Source organism: Streptomyces sp. NBC_01275, from assembly GCF_026340655.1.
Classification (GTDB): Bacteria; Actinomycetota; Actinomycetes; order Streptomycetales; family Streptomycetaceae; genus Streptomyces.
The window spans coordinates 7,606,068-7,629,057 of sequence record NZ_JAPEOZ010000001.1 but is presented as its reverse complement, the minus strand read 5'-3'; the positions used below and the strand labels follow the sequence as shown (position 1 = coordinate 7,629,057).

The 22,990-nt window shown below is 70.6% G+C and carries 20 protein-coding genes and 2 pseudogenes; 9 read left to right on the top strand and 13 right to left on the bottom strand.

The features are described from left to right. Nucleotides 1-26 precede the first annotated feature (26 nt). From OG562_RS33690 to OG562_RS33665, 6 genes are all read left to right on the top strand, one after another. Nucleotides 27-1,406: an extracellular solute-binding protein gene (locus OG562_RS33690; RefSeq protein WP_266404733.1), complete on the top strand. Its 1,380-nt coding sequence runs from the start codon at nt 27-29 to the stop codon at nt 1,404-1,406. A 77-nt stretch (nt 1,407-1,483) separates the two neighbouring features. Then, entirely contained in the window at nt 1,484-2,332 is an 849-nt protein-coding gene (locus tag OG562_RS33685) for a carbohydrate ABC transporter permease (RefSeq protein WP_266409660.1), read from the top strand. Then, nucleotides 2,332-3,225 (top strand): carbohydrate ABC transporter permease, encoded by an 894-nt coding sequence (locus OG562_RS33680; RefSeq protein ID WP_266404731.1) that lies wholly within the window; start codon nt 2,332-2,334, stop codon nt 3,223-3,225. Before OG562_RS33685 ends, OG562_RS33680 begins: the two co-directional genes overlap by 1 nt. 32 nt (nt 3,226-3,257) lie before the next feature. Continuing rightward, a complete protein-coding gene (locus OG562_RS33675; RefSeq protein ID WP_266404728.1) occupies nt 3,258-6,332 on the top strand; it encodes a glycoside hydrolase family 38 C-terminal domain-containing protein in 3,075 nt (1,024 codons plus the stop codon). Between the two features lie 171 nt (nt 6,333-6,503). Further along, nucleotides 6,504-7,115 carry a hypothetical protein gene (locus OG562_RS33670; RefSeq protein WP_266404726.1) on the top strand — a complete coding sequence of 204 codons (612 nt, stop codon included), beginning with the start codon at nt 6,504-6,506 and terminating at the stop codon, nt 7,113-7,115. A 213-nt stretch (nt 7,116-7,328) separates the two neighbouring features. After that, entirely contained in the window at nt 7,329-8,285 is a 957-nt protein-coding gene (locus OG562_RS33665; protein ID WP_266404723.1) for a helix-turn-helix transcriptional regulator, read from the top strand. A gap of 151 nt (nt 8,286-8,436) precedes the next feature. On the opposite strand, the gene OG562_RS33660 is transcribed toward OG562_RS33665, so the two are convergent. After that, nucleotides 8,437-8,853, bottom strand: coding sequence for a cupin domain-containing protein (locus OG562_RS33660; RefSeq protein WP_266404720.1), 417 nt, complete (start codon nt 8,851-8,853; stop codon nt 8,437-8,439). Between the two features lie 372 nt (nt 8,854-9,225). Between OG562_RS33660 and OG562_RS33655 the strand changes: the two genes are divergently transcribed. The 3 genes and pseudogenes from OG562_RS33655 to OG562_RS33645 form a co-directional block, all read left to right on the top strand. Continuing rightward, nucleotides 9,226-9,366: a hypothetical protein gene (locus OG562_RS33655; protein WP_266404719.1), complete on the top strand. Its 141-nt coding sequence runs from the start codon at nt 9,226-9,228 to the stop codon at nt 9,364-9,366. Between the two features lie 423 nt (nt 9,367-9,789). Then, entirely contained in the window at nt 9,790-11,313 is a 1,524-nt protein-coding gene (locus OG562_RS33650; RefSeq protein ID WP_266409658.1) for an MFS transporter, read from the top strand. A 58-nt stretch (nt 11,314-11,371) separates the two neighbouring features. After that, a pseudogene (locus OG562_RS33645) lies at nt 11,372-11,698 on the top strand (hypothetical protein); the annotation flags it as partial. A 56-nt stretch (nt 11,699-11,754) separates the two neighbouring features. Here OG562_RS33645 and OG562_RS33640 read toward each other — a convergent pair. From OG562_RS33640 to OG562_RS33585, 12 genes and pseudogenes are all read right to left on the bottom strand, one after another. Next, a complete protein-coding gene (locus tag OG562_RS33640; protein ID WP_266404717.1) occupies nt 11,755-12,486 on the bottom strand; it encodes a ferritin-like domain-containing protein in 732 nt (243 codons plus the stop codon). 234 nt (nt 12,487-12,720) lie between these two features. After that, nucleotides 12,721-12,972, bottom strand: a pseudogene (locus OG562_RS33635) (4-oxalocrotonate tautomerase family protein); the annotation flags it as partial. Between the two features lie 15 nt (nt 12,973-12,987). Next, the gene (locus tag OG562_RS33630; protein WP_323187667.1) at nt 12,988-14,085 is read right to left on the bottom strand and encodes a HoxN/HupN/NixA family nickel/cobalt transporter; all 1,098 of its coding nucleotides are present in this window, start codon (nt 14,083-14,085) and stop codon (nt 12,988-12,990) included. Between the two features lie 189 nt (nt 14,086-14,274). Continuing rightward, entirely contained in the window at nt 14,275-14,964 is a 690-nt protein-coding gene (locus tag OG562_RS33625; protein WP_266404716.1) for a response regulator, read from the bottom strand. Continuing rightward, a complete protein-coding gene (locus OG562_RS33620; RefSeq protein WP_266404714.1) occupies nt 14,964-15,632 on the bottom strand; it encodes a potassium-transporting ATPase subunit C in 669 nt (222 codons plus the stop codon). The genes OG562_RS33625 and OG562_RS33620 overlap by 1 nt, the downstream gene beginning before the upstream one ends. A gap of 25 nt (nt 15,633-15,657) precedes the next feature. Next, on the bottom strand, nt 15,658-17,787 hold the full coding sequence (gene kdpB, locus OG562_RS33615) for a potassium-transporting ATPase subunit KdpB (protein ID WP_266404712.1): 2,130 nt from the start codon (nt 17,785-17,787) through the stop codon (nt 15,658-15,660). Beyond that, entirely contained in the window at nt 17,784-19,448 is a 1,665-nt protein-coding gene (gene kdpA / locus OG562_RS33610) for a potassium-transporting ATPase subunit KdpA (protein WP_266409654.1), read from the bottom strand. The genes kdpB and kdpA overlap by 4 nt, the downstream gene beginning before the upstream one ends. Nucleotides 19,449-19,480: 32 nt before the next feature. Continuing rightward, a complete protein-coding gene (gene kdpF / locus OG562_RS33605) occupies nt 19,481-19,570 on the bottom strand; it encodes a K(+)-transporting ATPase subunit F (protein ID WP_009326374.1) in 90 nt (29 codons plus the stop codon). A 300-nt stretch (nt 19,571-19,870) separates the two neighbouring features. Next, the gene (locus OG562_RS33600) at nt 19,871-21,157 is read right to left on the bottom strand and encodes a cytochrome P450 (RefSeq protein ID WP_266404708.1); all 1,287 of its coding nucleotides are present in this window, start codon (nt 21,155-21,157) and stop codon (nt 19,871-19,873) included. Nucleotides 21,158-21,207: 50 nt separating this feature from the next. Continuing rightward, nucleotides 21,208-21,996, bottom strand: coding sequence for a thioesterase II family protein (locus tag OG562_RS33595; RefSeq protein ID WP_266404707.1), 789 nt, complete (start codon nt 21,994-21,996; stop codon nt 21,208-21,210). Between the two features lie 15 nt (nt 21,997-22,011). Then, a complete protein-coding gene (locus tag OG562_RS33590; protein ID WP_266404705.1) occupies nt 22,012-22,188 on the bottom strand; it encodes a hypothetical protein in 177 nt (58 codons plus the stop codon). Then, nucleotides 22,188-22,988 (bottom strand): SRPBCC domain-containing protein, encoded by an 801-nt coding sequence (locus OG562_RS33585; RefSeq protein ID WP_266404704.1) that lies wholly within the window; start codon nt 22,986-22,988, stop codon nt 22,188-22,190. The genes OG562_RS33590 and OG562_RS33585 overlap by 1 nt, the downstream gene beginning before the upstream one ends. Nucleotides 22,989-22,990: the final 2 nt, after the last annotated feature.

The window sequence follows — 22,990 nt, the reverse complement described above, 5'->3', positions numbered from 1 at the left end:
AGGTTTCGTGTCCCGGAGGAACCACTGTGCGCTCGAGAATCGTCACCGCCGCGGCCCTCACCGCCGCCACCGCCCTGGCCGTCACCGGCTGCGGGTCGGGCTCGTCAGGAAGCTCGGCCAAGTCCATCAGGGTCGTCTACTGGCAGAACCTGGACAGCACCAACAAGCTCCAGGCCAACTTCCTCGCCTCGATGGTGAAGGAGTTCACCAAGGCCAACCCGGGCACCAAGGTGACCCTCGTGCCGGTGACCGCCTCCGAGAACGACTACTACACCAAGATCCAGCTCATGATGCGCTCCCCCTCGACGGCGCCCGACCTGGTCTACGAGGACACCGCGCTCATCAACTCCGACATCGCGGGCGGCTACCTCAAGCCCCTCGACGCCTACACCGCCAAGTGGAGCGACTGGTCGCAGTACGCCAAGGCCGCCAAGGGCGCGGTGACCGGCGCCTCCGACGGCAAGGTCTACGGCGTACCGGACAACACCGACACCCGGGGGATCTGGTACAACAAGCAGCTCCTCCAGAAGGCCGGGATCTCCGTGCCCTGGCAGCCGAAGACCTGGGCCGACGTGATCAGCGCCGCGAAGAAGATCAAGGCGAAGCTGCCCGATGTGACACCGCTGAACCTCTACACCGGCACAGCCGGCGGCGAGGCGTCCTCCATGCAGGGCTTCGAGATGCTCCTGTACGGCACCGCGGCCGGCGACAAGTCGCTCTACGACGCCTCGCAGAAGAAGTGGGTCGTGGGCAGCCAGGGCTTCAAGGACGCGCTGGACTTCGTGCACACCGTGTACAGCGGCGGCCTCGGCCCGTCCAAGGAGCAGGCGCTGGGCGCCAACTTCGGCACCACCGTGGGCACCGAGCTCATCCCCGAGGGCAAGCTGGCGATCGACATCGACGGCTCCTGGATGCCCAACAACTGGAGCTCCTCCGCCGCCAAGCCGTGGACCGAGTGGCAGTCGGTGATCGGCACCGCGGCGATGCCCACCCAGAACGGACAGGCGCCCGGTCGTACGAGCATGTCCGGCGGCTGGGCCTGGTCCGTCCCGGCCAAGGCCAAGAACCCCGACCTGGCCTGGAAGTTCCTGTCGGGCACACTCCAGACGAAGACCAACTCCGCGCAGTGGAACGCGGCCAACGCCACGATCGCGGTCCGCACCGACGTCGCGTCCGACACGACGTACCTGAACGCGGTGCCGACCAACAAGTTCTTCACCGAACTGGTCGCCGACACCCACTACCGTCCCGGACTGCCCGCGTACAACCAGGTCTCGACCGCGATCCAGAAGGCGATGGAGTCCGTGACGACCGGCCAGGCCTCGGTCGACAAGGCCGCCTCGACCTTCGATAACGATGTCAAGGCGGCGGTGGGCGACGACAAGACGGTCGAGGGCACTTCGTGACGGCCCTCGCCCCGGCGCCCCGCGGGACCGGCGGTCACCGCCGGTCCCGCGGGGCCCCCGCCCCCGCCGTCCGCGCGCTGCTGCGCGGCCTGCCGACGCTCCCGGCCGTGCTTCTGCTGGCCGTGTTCCTGGCCGGCCCGATCGCGTACTGCGTGTACTACGCGTTCACGGACATGCAGCTCACCGGGGCCTCCGGCACCAGCTTCGTCGGCCTGGACAACTTCACCAGGGCCCTGAAGGACGCCGACTTCCTCAACGCGGTCTGGCTGACCCTGGTGTTCGTGGTCGGCTCCGCCGTGATCGGCCAGAACACGCTCGGGCTCGCCCTGGCCGTCCTGATGCAGAAGGCCACCCAGCCGGTACGGGCGCTCGTCAACGGCGTCGTCATCGCCGCGTGGGTGCTGCCCGAGGTGGTCGCCGGCTATCTGATGTACGCCTTCTTCTACGACCAGGGCTCGCTCAACTCGCTCCTGGGCGCACTGCATCTGCCGGAGCAGAACTGGCTGTACACGATGCCGATCCTCGCCGTGTGCCTGGCGAACGTCTGGCGCGGCACCGCGTTCTCCCTGATGGTCTTCACCGCCGCCATCAACGACGTGCCCCAGGAGCTGGTGGAGGCCGCGGAGATGGACGGCGCGGGCCCCTGGCAGCGGCTGTGGCGGGTCGTCCTGCCGGTCATCCGGCCCTCGATCCTCACCAACCTGATGCTGATCACGCTGCAGACGCTCTCCGTCTTCGGCCTGATCTACACCATGACCCGCGGCGGACCCGGCAACAAGAGCGAGACCCTGCCGATCTTCATGTACCAGCAGGCCTTCCAGAACAGCCTGATCGGCTACGGCACCGCCATCGCCCTGGTGCTGCTCGTGGTCGGCGCCCTGTTCTCCGTCGTGTACATCCGGCTGCTGAAACTGGAGGACGACTGATGGCCGCCGTCGCCACCCCGCCCGCCGCGACCGCCCGCCCGGTCCCCGTCGTGTCCCCCTCCCCGCGCCGGCGCCGCGTCCGGCTCGGGCGCGTGGCGATCAACCTGGTCCTGCTCGCCGTATCGGTGCTGTACGTCCTGCCGTTGCTGTGGATGGTGCTCGCCTCGGTGACCGACGCCAACAGCTTCCGGCTGAAGTGGCCCTCGTCGCTGACGCTCGACAACTTCGACGCGGTCCTCGACGTCGACACCACCTACCGGCCGATGCTCAACAGCCTGCTGCTGTGCGGCTTCGGGACGGCGGTGACCGTGGTGGTGTCGGTGCTCGCGGCCTATCCGCTGTCGCGCTATCGGTCCCGGGTACGGCGGCCGTTCCTGTACACGATCCTGTTCTCCACCGGGCTGCCCATCACCGCCGTGATGATCCCGGTCTACAGCATGTTCGTGCAGGTGAACCTGATCGACTCGATGCCCGGCACGACCCTGTTCCTGGCCGCGTCCGCGCTGCCGTTCGGGATCTGGCTGATGAAGAACTTCATGGACGGCGTCCCGGTCGTCCTCGAGGAGGCCGCCCGGATCGACGGCGCGAACACCATGCAGGTGCTGTGGCGGGTGGTGCTGCCGCTGATGCGGCCCGGTGTCGTCGTGGTCACCGTCTTCACGTTCATCGGCATGTGGGGGAACTTCTTCGTCCCCTTCATCCTGCTGCTGTCCCCGGAGAAACTCCCCGCGTCGGTCAGCGTGTTCACCTTCCTCAGCGCCCATGACCAGACGCAGTACGGGCAGTTGTCGGCGTTCTCGCTCCTCTACTCGCTGCCCGTCGTCCTGCTCTACCTGCTGCTGGCCCGCAAGCTGGGCGGCGGCTTCGCGCTCGGCGGCGCCCTCAAGGGCTGACTCCCCCCACCTGTACGGAGAAAAGGCACCTCATGCACAACGACCGTGACGTCACCGAACAACGGCTCGCCCGTGTGCTCAACGAGCGCATCCGGCCCGTCGTCCATGCCCGGTCCGTCCCCCTCGACGTGGAGGTCTGGAGCGTCCCCGGCGAGCCGGTCCCGGTCCAGGAGGGCCTGACCGCGCCCTATCGGCCGGCCAGGGTCGGCGAGTGGTGGGGGCCCGCCTGGTCGACGAGCTGGTTCAAGGTCAGCGGCACGATTCCCGCGGACTGGGCCGGCGAGAGAGTCGAGGCCGTACTGGATCTCGGATTCGCCACCCACTCCGCCGGCTTCTCCGCCGAGGGGCTGGTCTATCGGGCCGACGGCACCGCGGCGAAGGCGCTGAATCCGCGCAACACATGGCTGCCGGTGACCGAACAGGCAGTGGGGGGCGAGGAGTTCGTCGCCTTCGTCGAGGCCGCGGCCAATCCCGTCGTCATGCACACCGCTCCCGGCGAACTCACCTTCGGCCCCACGTCGGTGGGCGGACGGGCGCCGTGGCTGGGCGACCCGGCCGCGGACCCCGGCGAGCCCCTGTACCGGCTGCGGCGTCTGGACCTCGCCGTCTTCGACCGGGACGTCCATGAGCTCGTCCAGGACCTCGACGTGCTGAGCCAGTTGATGCCCGAGCTGTCGCCCGACTCCCCGCGCCGCTGGCAGATCCTGCGCGCGGTCGAGCGGGCCCTGGACGCCGTCGACCTGCAGGACGTCAGCGGCAGCGCGGCCGCCGCGCGGGCCGCCCTCGCTCCCGTCCTGGCGTCGCCCGCGCACGCGAGCGCGCACCGGATCTCGGCGGTCGGGCATGCGCACATCGACACCGCCTGGTTGTGGCCGCTGCGCGAGACCGTGCGCAAAGTGGCCCGCACGGTCTCCAATGTCACTCAACTCATGGACGACTACCCGGAGTTCAGGTTCGTCATGTCCCAGGCGCAGCAGCTCGCCTGGCTGAAGGAGCACCGGCCCGAGGTGTACGCGCGAGCGCAGGAGAAGGCGAAGTCGGGGCAGTTCCTGCCGACCGGCAGCCTGTGGGTGGAGCCGGACACCAACATCAGTGGCGGCGAGGCCCTGGTGCGCCAGTTCGTCCACGGCAAGCGGTTCTTCCTGGAGGAGTTCGGCGTCGAGACCGAGGAGATGTGGCTGCCGGACACCTTCGGCTACAACGCGGCCCTGCCGCAGCTGATGAAGCTGGCCGGGGTGCGGTGGTTCCTGACCCAGAAGATCTCCTGGAACACCACCAACAAGTTCCCGCACCACACCTTCTGGTGGGAGGGCATCGACGGCACCCGGATCTTCAGCCACTTCCCGCCCGTCGACAGCTACAACGGTGAGCTGTCCGGCGCCGAAGTCGCGCACAGCGTACGGAACTTCCAGGACAAGGGCGGCGCCAACCACTCCCTGATCCCCTTCGGCTACGGCGACGGCGGCGGCGGCCCCACCCGTGAGATGCTCGCGCGCGCCGCCCGGCTCGGGAACCTGGAGGGCTCGGCCCGGATCGAGATCGAGGGCCCTGCGGACTTCTTCCGGCGCGCGCACGACGAGTACGAGGCGAACGGCGGCGCGCCCGTGTGGTCCGGGGAGTTGTACCTGGAGTTCCACCGCGGCACCCTCACCAGCCAGCTCGCCACCAAGCAGGGCAACCGGCGCAGCGAACACCTGCTGCGGGAGGCGGAGTTGTGGGCCGCGACCGCGGCCGTTCGCAACGGGCAGCCCTACCCGTACGACGCGCTGGACCGGCTGTGGAAGACGGTGCTGCTGCACCAGTTCCACGACATCCTGCCCGGGACGTCGATCGCCTGGGTGCACCGGGAGGCGGAGGAGACCTACGCGGCCGTGGCCCGGGAACTGGAGGAGCTGATCGGCACGGCCCAGGGGGCGCTGGCCGGGGAGCCCGACGGCACGGTCGTCTTCAACGCCGCACCGCACGCCCGTGGCGGTGTCGCGGCGCTCGGCGCGAGCCCGCGCTCCGAGGCCGTCGACGCGCCGGTCGCGCCGGCGCCGGACGGGGACGGGTTCGTCCTCGACAACGGTCTGGTCCGGGTCGTGGTGGACGCCCGCGGCCTGATCACCTCCGCCTACGACCACACGGCCGGCCGCGAGGCCCTGGCGCCGGGAGCGGTCGGCAACCTGCTCCAGTTGCACCAGGACTTCCCGAACCAGTGGGACGCCTGGGACGTCGACGTCTTCTACCGCAACACCGTTCACGATCTCACGGACGCGGAGTCCGTCACCGCGACCGCGGACGGCGTCCGCGTCGTGCGTGTCTTCGGCACGTCGCGGATCGAGCAGACCCTGACGCTGCCGGCCGGTTCACGCGGACCCGTGATCGACACGGTCGTCGACTGGCACGAACGGGAGAAGTTCCTGAAGGCGGCCTTCCCGCTGGACGTACGGGCCGCCCATTCGACCGCCGAGATCCCCTTCGGGCACGTCGAGCGGCCCACGCACACCAACACCAGCTGGGACGCGGCCAAGTTCGAGACCTGCGCCCACCGCTTCCTGCACGTCGGCGAACCCGACTGGGGCGCCGCCCTGGTCAACGACTCCTCCTACGGCCACGACGTCACCCGTGACATCCGCCCCGACGGCGGTACGACGACCACGGTCCGCCTCTCCCTGCTGCGCGCCGCCCGGTTCCCCGACCCCGACCAGGACCAGGGCGCCCACCGGCTCGGCTACGCCCTGGTGATCGGCGCCGACGTCGCCGACGCGACCCGTGAGGGCTACCGGTTCAACCTGCCCGAGCGCGCGGTGCCGGGAAGTGCGACCGTCTCCCCGCTGGTGTCGGTCGACCACGCGGGGGTGATCGTCGAGGCGGTCAAGCTCGCCGACGACCGCAGCGGCGACATCGTCGTCCGCCTCTACGAGTCCCGCGGCACCCGCGCCCGCGCCCGCCTCACGACCGGCTTCCCGCTGGTCTCCGCCACCGCGACCGACCTCCTCGAACGCCCCCTCGACGACCCGACGAGCCACCGTCACACCGAGGAGGGGATCCAGTTGACACTCCGCCCCTTCCAGATCCTCACCCTCCGGATGCGTCCCGCGGCGGGAAGCCGACAGCACGGGTGACGCCAGGCCTCGACACCGGAACTGAACAGGAACAGGAACCTCGCCCAGGCAAGCACCTCCAGGAACGCCGTCCTCTCCGGATCGCCAGGCTCTCCGCGGCTTTCCCCGAGGTAGGGACCGTGCGCCTCCGCGTCACGGGCGGTGCCCGAAGTCCGGGTCCGGCATCGCCCGTTGAGCACCACAGAACGACGACTGCCGCACGTACCGGCGCAATCGGAACAGACGGTCCCCGCCGGCAGCACGGTGCTGGTGGACTTCGCGCCGTCCGGCGACGCACGGCCGCGGCCGGCGCGGACGGTCGCCGGCGGCTGGTTCCCGGTCCGGCCCGCATCCGGCGACACCGCGGTCCTGGAGCTGGAACCGGGAGGGCCGCCCTGGGCCGCCCGCCGGGCACGTCCGGCGGCCCTGTTCGCGGGCGACGGTTCGCGGCCGACCGAGGTGAGCGTCTACGGCCATCCGCGCCCGGGGCTCGGCGACGGGGTGTGGGTCGAGGTGACCGCGACCGGGCCCGGCGGGCTGCTGGCGCTGCCCTTCCTGGCCCCCGAGAAGGTGGGCTCCTCCGTCCACGCCTACGCGCTCGCCGAGCGGGGCAACGCGCAGCGCGTCGAGACCGCCGCCGCGGCCCGGGGCAGGCGCGGGGCCCGCGTCACCATCGGCCCCGGCGTCATCGTCGCTCCGCCGGCCCTGGACGAGCTGTCCGGCCCGCGCAAGGAGTGGTTCGAGCACGTGCGCGAGGTGTGCGACGCCGAGCGGTTCGCCGCGTCCGACGAGCTGACGACGTAGCGGCGGCAGGTCTCCGGACACGGCGATGAGCGTGCCCAGGTGCTCATGGGGTGGGCCCCGGACTTCCCCGGGGCACCCCATTTCGTGCTTGTCGGGCCCGGCGCACCGGCGTTCCCCGTGGCGAGCGTCTGCGCAGGAGAGCCGCGTTCCGGGGTGTGGCAGGGCCCCCCACGCGGCTGTCCCACCCGTCACAGGGTTGCCAGACTGGAACGCATGGCACGTGAGCAGCGCAGTGGCAGCAATGGCGGCAGTGGCGGCAGTGGCGGCAGTGGGGAACTGGGCCGTTTCCTGAAGGCCCGCCGGGCCAGGGTGACCCCCGCCGACGTCGGGCTCCCGCAGGGACCCGGCCTGCGCCGGACGCCCGGCCTGCGCCGCGAGGAGCTGGCGACTCTGGCCGGGGTCAGCATCGACTACTACACGCGCCTGGAACGGGGCAGGGAGACCAACCCCAGCCCGTCCGTCGTCGACGCCCTCGCCGCCGCGCTGCTGCTCGACGAACCCGAGCGCCGGCACCTGCGCGACCTCGCCGCGTGCGCCGCCCGGGGCTCCGCCCCGGAGCGGGCGTCCGGCGCACTCGGCCGGGCCGTGGATCCCGGTATGGAACTGCTCCTGGAGAGCATGCGCCCCAACCCCGCCCACATCGTCAGCCGCGCCATGGACCTGCTGGCGTCCAACCCCGGCGGGCTGCGGCTGATGGCCGGGCTGGAGGCCTGGCCGCAGGGGCAGCGCAACATCGTGCGCTACGTCTTCCTGCACCCGACCGCCCGTGTCCTCTTCGAGGACTGGGAGAACCAGATCCGCGGCTGCGTCGCCCGCCTGCGCACCCTGGCCGGCGTCGAACCGGACGCCCCCGACCTCACCGGCCTCGTCGACGAACTGCTCGCGAAGAGCCCGGACTTCGCCCGCCTCTGGGAACGCTACGACGTCAAGGGCCACAGCCGCGGCCGCAAGACCTTCCACCACCCCGACGCCGGCACCTTCACCCTGGGCTACCACTCCTTCCAGGTGGACGGAGGCTCCGGTCAGCGCATGGTCGCCTACCACGCGGCTCCCGGCACTCCGGAGTACGACGTGATGGTCCGACTCGACCGCGCCCCCGACCGGGACCGGGACCGGGAGCCGGCCGTGGCCGAGGTCGAGACCGCCGCGCGGGCGTCCGAGCATCACTGACGCATCACTGACGCATCACTGACGCGCCCGCGTCGACCGTCGCTCACGGCCGTCCGCTCACGGCTTGACGATGACCTTCAGTGCCTCGCGGTCGGCGATCGCGCGGGGGTGACGTTGTTCGGTCGTACGGGGATCGACCCGGTCTGTTGGGTCAGCGGGTGCTGCTGCGCGGTGCGCCGTACACGGCGTCGTCGACCTTCTCCAGCCAGGTGGTCTCGGGGCCGCCGTCCGGGCCGGGGCCCTCCCACATCGCGAGGTGGGTCATGAAGTGGTCGGCGGTGGCGCCGTGCCAGTGCTCCTCGCCCGGCGGGGTGTGCACGGTGTCGCCGGGGTGGGCCTCGACGACGGTGCCGTCACGGGTGCCGATCAGGGCGACGCCGGACACGATGTGCAGGGTCTGGCCCATGGCGTGGGAGTGCCAGTCGGTCCGGGCGCACGGCGAGAAACGCACCATGTTCGCGCGCATCCGGGACGGCTCCTGGCCTGCGTAGACCACGTCGAACCAGACGTCACCGGTGAACCAGTCGGCGGGCGCCTTGACGGTGGGCTGCTTCTTGAGGATTTCCACGGGGTACTGCTCCTTGCTCTCGGCCCTGCTCTCGACCACGCGCCGCGGCGACGAGGAGGGCGGGCTGCCGTGACTCCCAGACTGCCCCCGGACGCGCCCGCATGGCAGGCCGCACCGTGCCGGGGAATGACGTTCCGGGGTCTGACAGGGCCCCCACCTCCCTGCCGTGCGTGGTCGGGACGCGGTGACACCGAAGAGTGTATGGAGGATTTGCCTGCCGAGGTCGGAAATCACGGAGGAAGTACCTAGGACATGGCGACCGAGATGGAGGTTCGTATCCGTTTCGGGCCTACTGGTTGGTGACCATGAGAGGCATCGCCGATGCTGGATGCGGGTTCAGCGCCGTCACACGATCAGAAAGGCCACGTCCGAGTGGACCGCTCCGTCGACTTCTTCCGCACCGCGTCCCCCGTCGACATCACAGCCATGCTGTTCGGTCAGCCCGAGTACACCGACTGGCTGGACGAGAGCATGTCGTGGAAGAGGACCTGCCGCATCGGCGACCGGTCGTAGCAGCGACGACGACGTCCACGTACACCAGTCCCTCTTCCATGACGGACCCCACTGCACCTTCATGGACATGCCCCGGGACGTGCGCGGCTTCGTCTGGACGGACCGGGTCGAGCGCGAGCTCGCCCCGGTCGGCGTGTCCACGTCCCGCGGCTACAGCCATTGCTTCCGCAAGATGCGCTCTCTCGCCGTGCTGAACGTCGCCGACGACGGCGTCCCGCGGTCAGCGCTGCTCGCAACCGAAACCACAGCAGTCGGCAGTCGGCACTCAGCACTCAGCACCACTCAGAAGTCAGCACCTCACCACTCAGCACCACAGCAGTAACCGATCGCGGCCCACCCCGCCGCAAGGGAGATCCCCCCGTGAACGTCATCACCACGCCCGTCAGACCGGCCGTGGCGGACCGGCGCGCCGTCACGCTCGTCATGGCCTGTCTCGGCGTGTTCGTCGCCTATCTGCCGATCACCACCGTCGCGGTGAGCCTGCCCGCCGTCCAGCAGGCGCTCGACGCGACGACCGCCCAACTCTCCTGGGTCCAGGACGCGTTCGTCCTGCCCATGGCCGCGCTCATCCTGACCGCCGGCGTGTTCGGCGACGTCCACGGCCGCAAGAAGGTGTTCCAGGCGGGCCTGGCCTGCTGCGCCCTCGGCGCGGGGATAGCGCTGAGCGCTCAGTCGGTCGAGGTCCTCTGGATCGGACAGGCCGTCTCCGGGCTCGGCGCCGCCGCCCTGCTGCCGACCACCCTCGCGCTGATCAGCCACGCGGTCCCCGACCACCGCGAGCGCGGCAAGTTCATCGGCCTGTGGGCCACCTCCCTGATGGCCGCGCTGGCCGTCGGCCCCCTGATGGCCGGCGTGATCCTCGACCACGCCGACTGGCGCTGGATCTATCTGCCGACCATCCCCGTCTCGCTGATCGCGGCCGCCTTCGCCGCCCGGCTGCTCGGCGACTCGCGCGCGCCATGGGGGTCCCCCCGCTCGAGCGAAGCCGAGCGTGGGGGAGGCCGCCGCCTCGACTGGCCCGGACAGATCACCGCCGCCCTGGCCGTCACCGCCGCGGTGTACGGCGTCATCGAGGGCGGCGCGGGCTCCTTCACCGACGTCAAGGTCATGGTCGCCCTGTTCACGGCCGCCGCGAGCGCCGTCGCGTTCGTCCTGGCGGAACGGCGCAGCGACAGCCCCATGTTGGACCTGACGCTCTTCCGCAGCCCGGCCTTCACCGCCACCGCCCTCGTCGCCATGATCAGCTTCCTCGGGCTGATCGGCTTCTTCTTCGTGCTCAGCCTGTACTTCGGCATGGTCCAGCAACTCGACACGCTCCAGGCCGGGTTCCGGCTGCTGACGGTCACCGCCGCGGCCATCCTGGCCGGAGCGCCGGTCGGGCGACTCATGCACAAGGTCTCCGCCCGCGTCCTGATCACCGGCGGCCTGCTCGTCGTAGCCGCGTCGCTGCTGTCCCTCACCACCCTCGACGCCGACACCTCCTTCGCCTCCGTGGCCTGGCGGCTGGCCCTGCTGGGCCTGGGCATGGGCGCCGTCATGACGCCGATGACGGCCACCGCCGTCGCCTCCGTGCCCTACCAGCTCGCGGGCATGGCGGCGGCCGGCAACAACGCCTTCCGCCAGGTCGGCGGCGCGCTCGGCCCCGCCGTCCTGGGCGCCCTGCTCACCACCCGGGCCCTGCACACCCTCCCCGGCCACCTCGCCGACGCCGGCCTGACCGAGGCGGCCCGGCAGCCCATCGTCGCGGCGGCGAAGGAGGACGGCCTGGGCGCGGTCGCCCAGCTGAGCCTCGGCCCGGACACCGGCCGCGCACTCGCCGCCCTGGGCGAGTCCTTCCTCGACGGCATGCGCCTGTGCCTGCTCACGGCCGCGGCCCTGACCCTTCTCGCCGCCGCCTGCTCCGCCGTCCTGCTGCGCCGCCCCCGGGGAGCCACGACAGCTCCCTGAAGACGGCCACCCCCGGAGTACGACCGCTCCCTCACCGGTCTCGGAACGAGCCACCGAGTTGGAGTTCAGGAAATTCGAGTTCAGGAAGGAGGAGGACCGACGTGACGCTCACCCCACCCCAGGAGCAGCCCGTGCGGACCACGTCGCGCAAGCCCGCCCCCACCACGCCTCACTGATCGTCAAGGACGAGGACCGGACCGGCATCGTCGCGGTCGTGGCGGGCCGGTCCGAACTCGTCGGCTGCCTCATGGCCCAGCGCCTCCGGCGGGGCAGGGCGGGGTGGGGCGCGGCGACGCGACGCGACGCGACGGTCATGATCGCCCACCGTCACACGGCCGGTCGGGCGGCGGTGCCCCGGACCGCCGACCTGCTCGTCGTCGCCGCCGGGGTGCCGGGGTGCCGGGGTGCCGGGGCTCATCGGCCCCCGCGCAGCCTTCTGTGTCAGCCCGCGCTCGTCCAGGCGTCCGGGAGGGGCGCCAGCACCGCGGCGACCACCGTGTGGGACGAGGTCATGACGTCGACCACGAATCGCAGGCGTCCGACGCCGAGTCGGCGCAGTGCCGGACCGTGGTCGGCGGCGACGACGAGCGAGACCGCGAGCAGCAGAAGTCGCCACAAGGCCATCACCGGGCGGCGTAGGACGCGGGGCAGCTCCACCAGGGAGGCGTGCAGTCGCTCGCAGTGGAACGGTACGTGGCGCTGCTCGTCGGACAGGATGCGCCCCGCCACCTCCGCGGTGAGCGAGTCGTCGGCGCCGTCGCGCAGGGCCCGGTAGTAACGCAGCGCCACCACTTCCGCGATCATCAGCACCAGCAGTTCCATGCGTAGACCCATGAGCCGCCGCAGCCGTACGAAGACCGTGTCGCTCCAGTGCCCGGTCAGCGTCGGTACGCCCCCCGCGGCCAGCAGCCGAGCCAGTAGCCGGGCGTGGTTCTGTTCCTCGGCGATGAAGAGCCGGACCGCCTGCGCGTAGTCGGCGTCGCCGGCCTGGTCCGCCTTGCCGACGAGGTTGGCGCCGTCTCCGTCCTCGCCGACCTGGAAGCGCTGGATGCCGGCCCACACCGCCGGATGCAGCGTCGCGCTCCGCCCCCAGTCCGGGTCCCCCTGGACGCGCCTGCGCTCTCGCTCGTCCTCGAACCGTCTTGTCCACTTGGCGAAGCCGTCCGTATGCACCCGGTCCCCCCTCTTCGGGACACGGCCGCCGTGTCCCGAAGAGGGACGACGCGGGCGGACACCGAACCGTTCCACCGCCGCCAGGCGCCCACGGCCACCCCTTCACCTGTCTGTACGGGATTGAGTCGACGGCGCAGGAGGTGGCGGCCGTCGGGGCGACGATCGCCTCCTGGTCGGACCGGAGCTTCGGGTCGGGCGCCTCGCGCCACTCGACGGTGCGCCGGGCGACATAGGTCAGCTCACGCATCGGCCTTCTCCCCCTTCCCTCTTGCCCTGCCGAGCGAGGGCGACCAGATCGGCGTAGCGGACGACCGAGCCGCCCGCGCCCCAGGTGCCGTCCGGCTGCTCGTGCACCAGCACCCACACCCGCAGGGCGTCGTCCGGGGAGAGCCCGGCGGCTTCGAGTACGACCGTGGTGGCGTCCCCGACCAGTCCGGCCTTGCGACGCTCGGACAACGCGCCCTCGGGCAGCGTGACGTCCACCAGGAGCTATAACGATCGTTATAGCGGTGTCGACCGCACCTCGACCGCGCCCCGTTCGGTCGGCCGGGCCAGGCCCGCCGTCCACTTCTCCTCGATGCGGCCGACCTTCCACACCAGCAGGGCCACGGCCCAGGTCGCGAAGAACAGTCCGACGACGACGTAGCCGATGATGTTGAGGTCGAGGCCGGAGACCCAGTCCCAGAACGCGCCGTGCAGGTCGGCCTGTTCGGCGATGAGGCCGAGGAGTTCGACGGTGCCGATGAGAAGCGCGACGGCGACCGACAGGCCGGTGATGGTGAGGTTGTAGTAGACCTTGCGGACGGGCTTGGAGAAGGCCCAGCCGTAGGCGAAGTTCATGAACGAGCCGTCGATCGTGTCGAGCAGCGACATGCCGGCCGCGAACAGGATCGGCAGGCAGAGGATCGCGTACCAGGGCAGGCCGGAGGCCGCGCCCGAACCGGCCAGGACCAGCAGCGCGATCTCCGTCGCCGTGTCGAAGCCCAGGCCGAAGAGCAGGCCCAGCGGGTACATCTGCCACGGCTTGGTGATCGACTTCGTCAGGCGGCCCAACAGGCGGTTCATGAAGCCGCGCTTGTCGAGCTGCTTCTCCAGGGCCTCCTCGTCGAAGTGCCCCGAGCGCATCTGGCGGAACACCTTCCAGATGCCGGCCATGATCACCAGGTTGATGATCGCGATGACGTAGAGGAACGTCCCGGAGACCGTCGTACCGATCCAGCCCGTGACGCTGTGCAGCTGGGAGTCGCCGTTCTCGACCGGGCCGGCCAGCGCCTTGACGCCGAGGGAGAGCAGGAAGGCGAGCGCGAAGACGATGCTGGAGTGGCCGAGGGAGAACCAGAAGCCGACCGAGAGCGGGCGCTGCCCCTCGCTCATCAGCTTCCGGGTGGTGTTGTCGATGGCGGCGATGTGGTCGGCGTCGAAGGCGTGCCGCATGCCCAGGGTGTAGGCGGTGACGCCGATGCCGATGCCGAAGGTTCTGGCGCCCAGGTCGTAGTGCTCGGGCGCGACGATCGCGATGAGCGTGAACCAGCCGATGACGTGCAGCGCCAGGATGAAACCGACCATCCCGCCGACGTTGACCCACTCCTTGCGCGTCATCGAGGTGCGGAGACGGCGCCAGGCGGAGGAGGCGGAGACGTCAGGGGCGGTGGGCATCGGGGAGGGCACGGGGAGGGCGACTCTCTTTCGCGGGGAGACTGCGCCCTCCACCCTGGTGCGGGGCTCCCGTACTTGCAACCGATGTGCAGCAAAGCTCCGGGCAGGAGTGGGTCAGCATCGAGAAAAGCCTCACCCCTCCGACTCGAACCGATAGCCCATCCCCGGCTCGGTGATGAGGTGGCGCGGATGCGAGGGGTCCGCCTCGAGCTTGCGGCGGAGCTGGGCCATGTACACGCGCAGGTAGTTGGTCTTGTTGCCCTGCGCGGCTCCCCAGACCTCGTGCAGCAGCTGCTTCTGGGTGACCAGGCGGCCGGGGTTGGTGACCAGGATCTCCAGCAGATGCCATTCGGTCGGGGTGAGGCGCAGGTCGCGGCCCGCGCGGGTGGCCTTCTTGGCGAGCAGGTCGATGGTGAACCCGTCGGTGGCGACCAGCGTCGTCTCGGGAGCCAGCGGCACGTCCTCGGTGCGGCGGACGGCGGCCCGCAGCCGGGCCAGCAGCTCGTCCATGCTGAACGGCTTGGTGATGTAGTCGTCGGCCCCCGCGTCGAGCGCGGCGACCTTCTCGTCGGAGGCCCGGCGCGCGGACAGGACGAGGATCGGCGCCCGCGTCCACCCGCGCAGCGCCCGGATGACGTCGACGCCGTCCATGTCGGGCAGCCCGAGGTCGAGCATCACCACGTCCGGCCTGCGGGCGGCCGCCAGCCGGAGCGCCGTGGCCCCGTCGGCGGCCGCGTCCACTCCGTACCGGCGGGCCTGCAGGTTGATCACGAGTGCCCGTACGAGCTGGGGGTCGTCTTCCACGACCAGCACCCTGGTCATCAGTCGCCCTTGGTCAGTTCCTCGAGCGCGATGTTGAGTTCGAGGACGTTCACCCGGGGCTCGCCGATGAAGCCGAGGGTGCGCCCCTCGGTGTGGTTCTTCACCAGCTTCTCCACCTGCGCGACCGAGAGGCCGTTCCGCTCGGCGACCCGGTGGACCTGGAGGTCCGCGTAGGCCGGGGAGACGTCGGGGTCGAGGCCGGAGCCGGAGGAGGTGACGGCGTCGGCGGGCACGTCGGCGGGCTTGACGGTGTAGCCCGGAACCGAGTTGTCCTTGATCACGGCCGCCTTGGCGGCCGTCACCCAGGCGATGAGGTCCTTGTTGTCGGCCGAACGGTTCGTCGCGCCGGACAGGATCAGCTTGTACCGGGTGTTGACGCTGTTGGCTCCGAGGCCGTTCTGCGGACGGCCCTGGAACCACTTCAGGTCGGGCTCCGGGGTCTCCTGCCCCTTCTTCAGCGGCAGGTTGTACGCCTGCCCGATCAGGGACGAGCCGACGACCCGGCCGTCCGCCTTGATCTCGGAGCCGTTCGCCTTGCCGTTGAACAGGGCCTGGGCGACGCCGGTGACGGCCAGTGGGTAGATCACGCCCGTCACCAGCGTCAGCACGAGCAGCGCGCGCAGGCCGGCCCAGAGCAACCGGGCTGTGTTCGATACCGAGTTGTTCATAGTGGATCAGCACGCTTTCAGGGAGTTACAGCCCGGGGAGGAGGGAGAGGAGCAGGTCGATCAGCTTGATGCCGATGAAGGGGGCGATCAGGCCGCCGAGGCCGTAGATCCCCAGGTTGCGCCGCAGCATCCGGTCCGCGCTGACCGGCCGGTACCGCACGCCCTTCAGCGACAGCGGCACCAGCGCGATGATGATCAGCGCGTTGAAGATCACGGCCGACAGGATCGCGGAGTCGGGGCTGGCCAGGTGCATGATGTTCAGCTTGTCCAGGCCCGGATAGACGGCCGCGAACAGCGCCGGGATGATCGCGAAGTACTTCGCGACGTCGTTGGCGATGGAGAACGTCGTCAACGCGCCCCGGGTGATCAGGAGTTGCTTGCCGATCTCGACGATCTCGATGAGCTTGGTGGGGTTGGAGTCCAGGTCCACCATGTTCCCGGCCTCCTTGGCGGCCGAGGTGCCGGTGTTCATGGCCACGCCCACGTCGGCCTGGGCGAGCGCCGGCGCGTCGTTCGTGCCGTCGCCCGTCATCGCGACCAGCTTGCCGCCCGCCTGCTCCCGCTTGATGAGGGCCATCTTGTCCTCGGGGGTGGCCTCGGCGAGGAAGTCGTCGACGCCGGCCTCCTGCGCGATCGCCTTCGCCGTCAGCGGGTTGTCGCCCGTGATCATGACCGTCCTGATGCCCATGCGCCGCAGCTCGTCGAACCGCTCCCGCATGCCCTCCTTGACCACGTCCTTGAGGTGGATGACCCCCAACACCCGTGCGCCCTCGGCGTCTTCGACGGCCACCAGCAACGGGGTGCCGCCGGCCGCCGAAATACGGTCGGTCAACTCCGTCGCGTCCTGCGCGACTTCACCGCCCCGCTCCCGCACCCAGGCGAGCACCGAACCGGCCGCGCCCTTGCGGATCCTGCGTCCGTCGACGTCCACGCCCGACATCCGGGTCTGCGCGGTGAACGCGATCCACTCGGCTCCGGCCAGTTCGCCCTGGTGCCGCTCGCGCAGCCCGTACCTCTCCTTCGCCAGTACGACGACGGAGCGGCCCTCGGGGGTCTCGTCGGCCAGCGACGACAGCTGGGCGGCGTCGGCCAGTTCGGGCTCGGTGGTCCCGCGCACGGGCAGGAACTCGGAGGCCTGCCGGTTGCCGAGGGTGATGGTGCCGGTCTTGTCGAGCAGCAGGGTCGACACGTCGCCGGCGGCCTCGACCGCCCGGCCGGACATCGCGAGGACGTTGCGCTGCACGAGCCGGTCCATGCCCGCGATGCCGATCGCCGACAGCAGCGCGCCGATCGTGGTCGGGATCAGACACACCAGCAGCGCCACCAGCACGACCATCGTCAGATGGGTGCCCGCGTAGTCCGCGAACGGCGGCAGGGTCGCCACCGCCAGCAGGAACACGATCGTCAGCGAGGCCAGCAGGATGTTCAGCGCGATCTCGTTCGGCGTCTTCTGCCGGGCCGCGCCCTCCACCAGGGCGATCATCCGGTCGATGAAGGTCTCGCCGGGCTTCGTCGTGATCTTGACGACGATCCGGTCGGAGAGGACCTTCGTGCCGCCGGTCACCGCGGACCGGTCGCCGCCGGACTCCCGGATGACGGGAGCCGACTCGCCGGTGATCGCCGACTCGTCGACCGAGGCGACGCCCTCGACGACGTCACCGTCGCCGGGAATGACGTCGCCCGCCTCACAGACGACCAGGTCGCCGATACGCAGCTCGGTGCCGGGCGCCTGCTCCTCGCGGCCCCCCACGAGACGGCGGGCCACGGTGTCGGTCTTGGCCTTGCGCAGGGTGTCGGCCTGCGCCTTGCCCCGGCCCTCGGCGACCGCCTCCGCCAGGTTGGCGAAGACGACCGTCAGCCACAGCCAGACGCTGATGGTCCAGCCGAACCAGTCGCCCGGGTCCTTGAACGAGAACACGGTGGTCAGCACCGAACCGATCCACACCACGAACATCACCGGCGACTTGATCATCACCCGCGGGTCGAGCTTGCGGAAGGCGTCCGGCAGCGACCTGACCAGCTGCTTGGGATCGAACAGGCCCGCGCCGACCCGGCCCTCGGCGGGCTTGTGCCCGGAGGACAGGTCGCTGTGCGGGGCCCGGGTGGGCGTGGCAGTGGACATCGAGTCCTCGTGCTTCTTCGTGTCGGTGATCATGACGCCAGCCCCTCGGCCAGCGGGCCCAGGGCCAGCGCCGGGAAGTAGGTCAGACCGGTGATGATCAGGATCGCGCCCACCAGCAGACCTATGAACAGCGGTTTCTCGGTGCGCAGGGTGCCCGCGGTCTCCGGCACCGGCTTCTGCTCGGCCAGCGAACCGGCCAGCGCCAGCACGAACACCATCGGCAGGAACCGGCCCAGCACCATGGCCAGACCCAAGGTGCTGTTGAACCACTGCGTGTCCGCGTTCAGACCGGCGAACGCCGAGCCGTTGTTGTTCGCGGCCGAGCTGTAGGCGTACAGGATCTCGGAGAAGCCGTGCGCGCCGCTGTTGGTCATCGAGTTGCCCGGGGTGGGCAGGGCCATCGCCGCGGCGGTGAAGACGAGCACCAGCGCCGGGGTGATGAGGATGTACAGGGCCGCGAACTTGATCTCACGGGTGCCGATCTTCTTGCCCAGGTACTCGGGCGTACGGCCCACCATCAGGCCGGCGATGAACACCGCGATGATCGCCATGACCAGCATGCCGTAGAGGCCGGAGCCGGTACCACCCGGCGCGATCTCGCCGAGTTGCATGCCCAGCATGGTGATACCGCCGCCCAGACCGGTGAAGGACGAGTGGAAGGAGTCCACCGCGCCGGTCGAGGTGAGCGTGGTCGACACCGCGAAGATCGACGAGGCGCCGACCCCGATGCGCTGCTCCTTGCCCTCCATCGCACCGCCCGCGATCTGGAGCGCCGGGCCGTGGTGGGCGAACTCGGTCCACATCATCAGCGCGATGAAGCCGACCCAGATCGTGCCCATGGTCGCGAGGATCGCGTATCCCTGCTTGAGGGAGCCGACCATGATGCCGAAGGTGCGGGTCAACGCGAACGGGATGACCAGCAGCAGGAAGATCTCGAAGAGGTTCGTGAACGGGGTCGGATTCTCGAACGGGTGGGCGGAGTTGGCGTTGAAGTAGCCGCCGCCGTTGGTGCCGATCTCCTTGATGGCCTCCTGCGAGGCGACCGCACCTCCGTTCCACTGCTGCTGCCCGCCCATGAACTGACCGACCTCGTGGATGCCGGAGAAGTTCTGGATGGCGCCGCAGGCGACCAGGACGATCGCGGCGACGACGGAGAGCGGCAGCAGGATGCGTACGACGCCGCGCACCAGGTCGGACCAGAAGTTCCCGAGCTCACCGGTGCGGGAGCGCGCGAACCCTCGTACGAGGGCCACCGCCACCGCGATGCCGACGGCCGCGGAGACGAAGTTCTGCACCGCCAGACCGGCCGTCTGCACGACATGGCCCATGGCCTGCTCGCCGTAGTACGACTGCCAGTTGGTGTTGGTGACGAAGGACGCGGCGGTGTTGAAAGCCTGGTCCGGGTCGATCGCGGAGAAGCCGAGCGAGCCGGGCAGGCGGCCCTGGAGCCGCTGGAGCAGGTAGAGGAGGAGGACGCTCACGGCCGAGAAGGCCAGGACGCCGCGCAGGTACGCGGGCCAGCGCATCTCGGTGTTCGGGTTGGCGCCGATGCCCTTGTAGATCCACTTCTCGACGCGCCAGTGCTTGTCGGAGGAGTAGACCCTGGCCATGTAGGCGCCGAGGGGGACGTAGGCGAGCGCCAGCGCGGCTATGAGCGCGAGCAGCTGGAGCACGCCGGCGAGTACGGGACCCATGTCACCCGCTGCGGTAGCAGCTGATGTCATCGTCAGAACCTCTCCGGGAAGATCAGGGCGAGGACGAGATAGCCCAGCAGGGCGACGGCCACGACCAGACCGACGACGTTCTCGGCGGTCACAGCTTCGTCACCCCCTTGGCGACGAGGGCCACCAGCGCGAACACCGCGATCGTGGTGACGACGAAGGCCAGATCGGCCATCGCGAACTCCTAGAAGAGGCTCGGAACAGATGCGGACGGTTCGAGGAAACCCCCGTTCCGGCCGGATTCCGCCGCCGTTGACGCCTCCCTGACGCCGACGCCCCCGCCTTTGACACCCCTCTGACGCCACCGACTCCCGCTGCCTCTACATCCCTCCTCTACGCCCTCCTCTACACCCGTCCTCCAGCCCCTCCTCTACGTCGTCCTCCGCCTACGTCCTCTACACGCGCACCGCCAGTCGCGGCAGCCGTGGGGCCGTGCCCGGGATGATCGTGCGGCGCAGGCTCTCCGGGCCCTCGGCGAGGTGCAGGCCGGGGTGCCGGCGCAGCAGGGCGTCCAGGGCGATCTCGCACTGGAGGCGCGAGAGGGCGGCGCCGACGCAGTAGTGGATGCCGTGGCCGAAGCCGATGTGACCCTCGGTGCCGTCGTGCGGGCGGCGGGTGATGTCGAGGCGGTCGGGGTCGGCGTAGACGCGCGGGTCACGGTTGGCGGAGACCAGGACGAACTGGACGCAGTCGCCCTTGCGGATGGACGTGCCGCGGAAGTCGACGTCCTCGGCGGCGATGCGCATCCGCACCATGATGTCGGGCCCGCACCAGCGGATGAACTCGTTGACGGCGGAGAGCGTCAGGTCCGGGTCGGCCTGGAGGAGCTTGAGCTGGTCGGGGTGTGTGAGGAGAGCGGCGAGGCTGTTGACGACGAGCTGGGCGGTGTTGTCGTAGCCCGCCATGACCACGTTGAGGACCATGGCCACGGCCTCCTCCTCCGTCAGCCGGTACCGCTCGTCGTCGCGGGCGGCGGCGAGCGCGCTCAGCACGTCGCCGGCCGGCTCCCTGCGCCGCTGGTCGAGCAGGCGCAGCACGGTGTCGACCACGGCCAGGGAGGACTCCCGCAGCCGTTCGGGTTCCATGACCAGGATGTCGTCGCCCCAGCGCCGGAAGACCGCGCGGTCCTCCTCGGGCACGCCGGCCAGTTCGCACACGACGGTGACGGCCAGCGGGTAGGCGTAGCCGTCGACCAGTTCCAGGACGCCGTCGGCCGAGCGGCGGCCGAGGTCGTCCAGGAGGTCGGCGGTGAGCTGCTCGACCCGGGGGCGCAGCGCCTGCATACGGCGGGCGTTGAAGGCCCGGCCGACGGCTCCGCGCACCCGGGTGTGGTCCGGCGGGTCGGTGTCCAGGGCCGAGACGAGGAAGTACTTCTGGACCTCCTCCGGCAGGTTCAACATGTCCACCAGGGCGCGGCGCGGGTCCTCGCCGGTGTGGCCCTCGATCGCGTCGGGGCTGCTGGCGAAGCGGCTGTCGCGCAGCCCTTCGCGGACGTCGTCGTAACGGGTCACCACCCACACCGGCTGTGTGTCGGTCAGCCAGGCGCGCGCCACGGGCCCCTGTTCCCGGACTTTGCCGTACCCGCCGGCCGGGTCGGCGAGGAGAGCGGGGTCTAGGAGGTACAGCTCGTCGGGCGGGCGGGCGCCGAGGGGGACGTCGAGGCGGACGGTCGCGTTCTGCAATGTTCAACTCCTTTGCTGTGCAAGTCTGTTCAGGTACTCCGGACACCTGTTCAGGTGATCCGGGTGACGATGTCGGCGACGAGCCTCGCCTCGTGCGGGACGAGGTAGAAGTGGTCGCCCGGGAAGAGACGCAGCTGGAAACGTCCGGGCCCGGTCAGGTCCCCCCAGGCGCGGACGGCGTCCATGGGACAACTGGTGTCGTCGCTGCCCGAGTAGGCGGTGACGGGGGTGCGCAGCGGCACGGGACGCTCGGGGCGGTAGGTCTCGATGAGCCGGTAGTCGGCGCGCAGGGCGGGGAGCAGAAGCTCCCTCAGCTCGGGGATGTCGTACACCTCCGCCTGGTAGTCGCCCAGGCTCCGGACGGTGGCGAGAAGGGCCTCGTCGTCGCCCTCCGCGACACCGGCCGGGCGGGCGCGGTGCGGGGCGGCGCGGCCGGAGACCAGCAGGTGGGCGGGGCGCACACCCCGGGCCTCCAGCCTCAGCGCCACCTCGTAGGCCACGGCCGAGCCCATGCTGTGACCGAACAGGGTGAGCGGCAGACCGGTGTACGGGGCGAGGGACTCGGCGACGGCGTCGGCCAGCTCGGCCATGTCCTCGACGCACGGCTCCGCCAGCCGGTCCTGGCGGCCGGGGTAGCGCACGGCGAGGAGCTCGACGTCGTCGGGCAGCTGGGCGGGCCAACCGTGGAAGAGGTGGGCGGTGCCGCCTGCGTGCGGGAAGCACACCAGCCGACGGGCGGGCCGGGGCGCACGGCACCGGTGCACCCGCAGCCAACGGTCCGCCGTGCGCCGCCGAGGCGCGGGGAGCGCGGCGGCGGTCGTGGGGTGGGGCGGTGCCATGCGGCCTCCTGGCGTCTAACGAAACGCGCTGAACTGGCGGGAGTTGAGCAGGGACAGGAAGTAAGGGAGCTTGTCCACGGCCCGTTTGGGGACGTGCGCGGTCTGGACGGTGTCCCGGCGCAGATCGGTGACGACGAGCGTGAACACGCCGTCCTCCTCGACCAGTTCGGCGGAATACAGAGGCGTCTCCATCAGGGGGCCACCTCCGTCAGCCACTCGTCCCACGCACGCGTCGCGTCCTCGGGATCGACGTCGGGGGCGTACAGGTGATGGCCGAGCCACAGCGGCCAGTCCCAGGGACTGCCGTCGAAGAACCGGTACAGGGCGTCGCCGGTGCGCAACCCCAGGAAACCGGCGTCGAAACGATCGACGACCGCTTCGACGACCGCCTCCGCAGGCGCTCCGGCAGGCGGTCCGACAGCCGATCCGACAGGCGATCCGACGGCCGCTCCGGCCTGGTGCGGCAGGACGATCTTCACGGTGTCCCCCGCGCGGACCGGCCCGGTCATCCCGAGCCGTTCGCATACGGCGGTGAGGGCGCCGGGGGCGGCCGGGTCGGGGCGGACGGCCTTGACGTAGCGGGCTGGGCGGCCTGCGAAGTGGCGCAGGTACTCGGCGAGGCTGTGGCGGTAGAAGTCGAAGTGCCGCTCGGCGGCGTCGGCGCGGGTGTCCCAGCCGTCGTCGGGGCTGCCCGGGTGGACCCAGTGGATGCCCATGGACAGCCGGGTCCCGGTGTCGCCTTGCGCCTCCACGGTGTAGTCGAGGGTGTTGGAGAAACCGTTCTCGCCGTCGGACCGGCAGGCCAGCCGACGGGACGGCGCCCACTCCACGACCGTGGCCTGGCCGCGCGAGACGGTCCCGCCGACGCGGGGCTCGATCTCCATCGGGTACAGCCAGCCGAGGTTGCCCTCGCCGGTGGCGACCGCGTTCCACACCTGCTCGGGGGTCGCGGGCAGCACCTGCTCGCGACGCACCCGGAACTCGCGGGGCATGC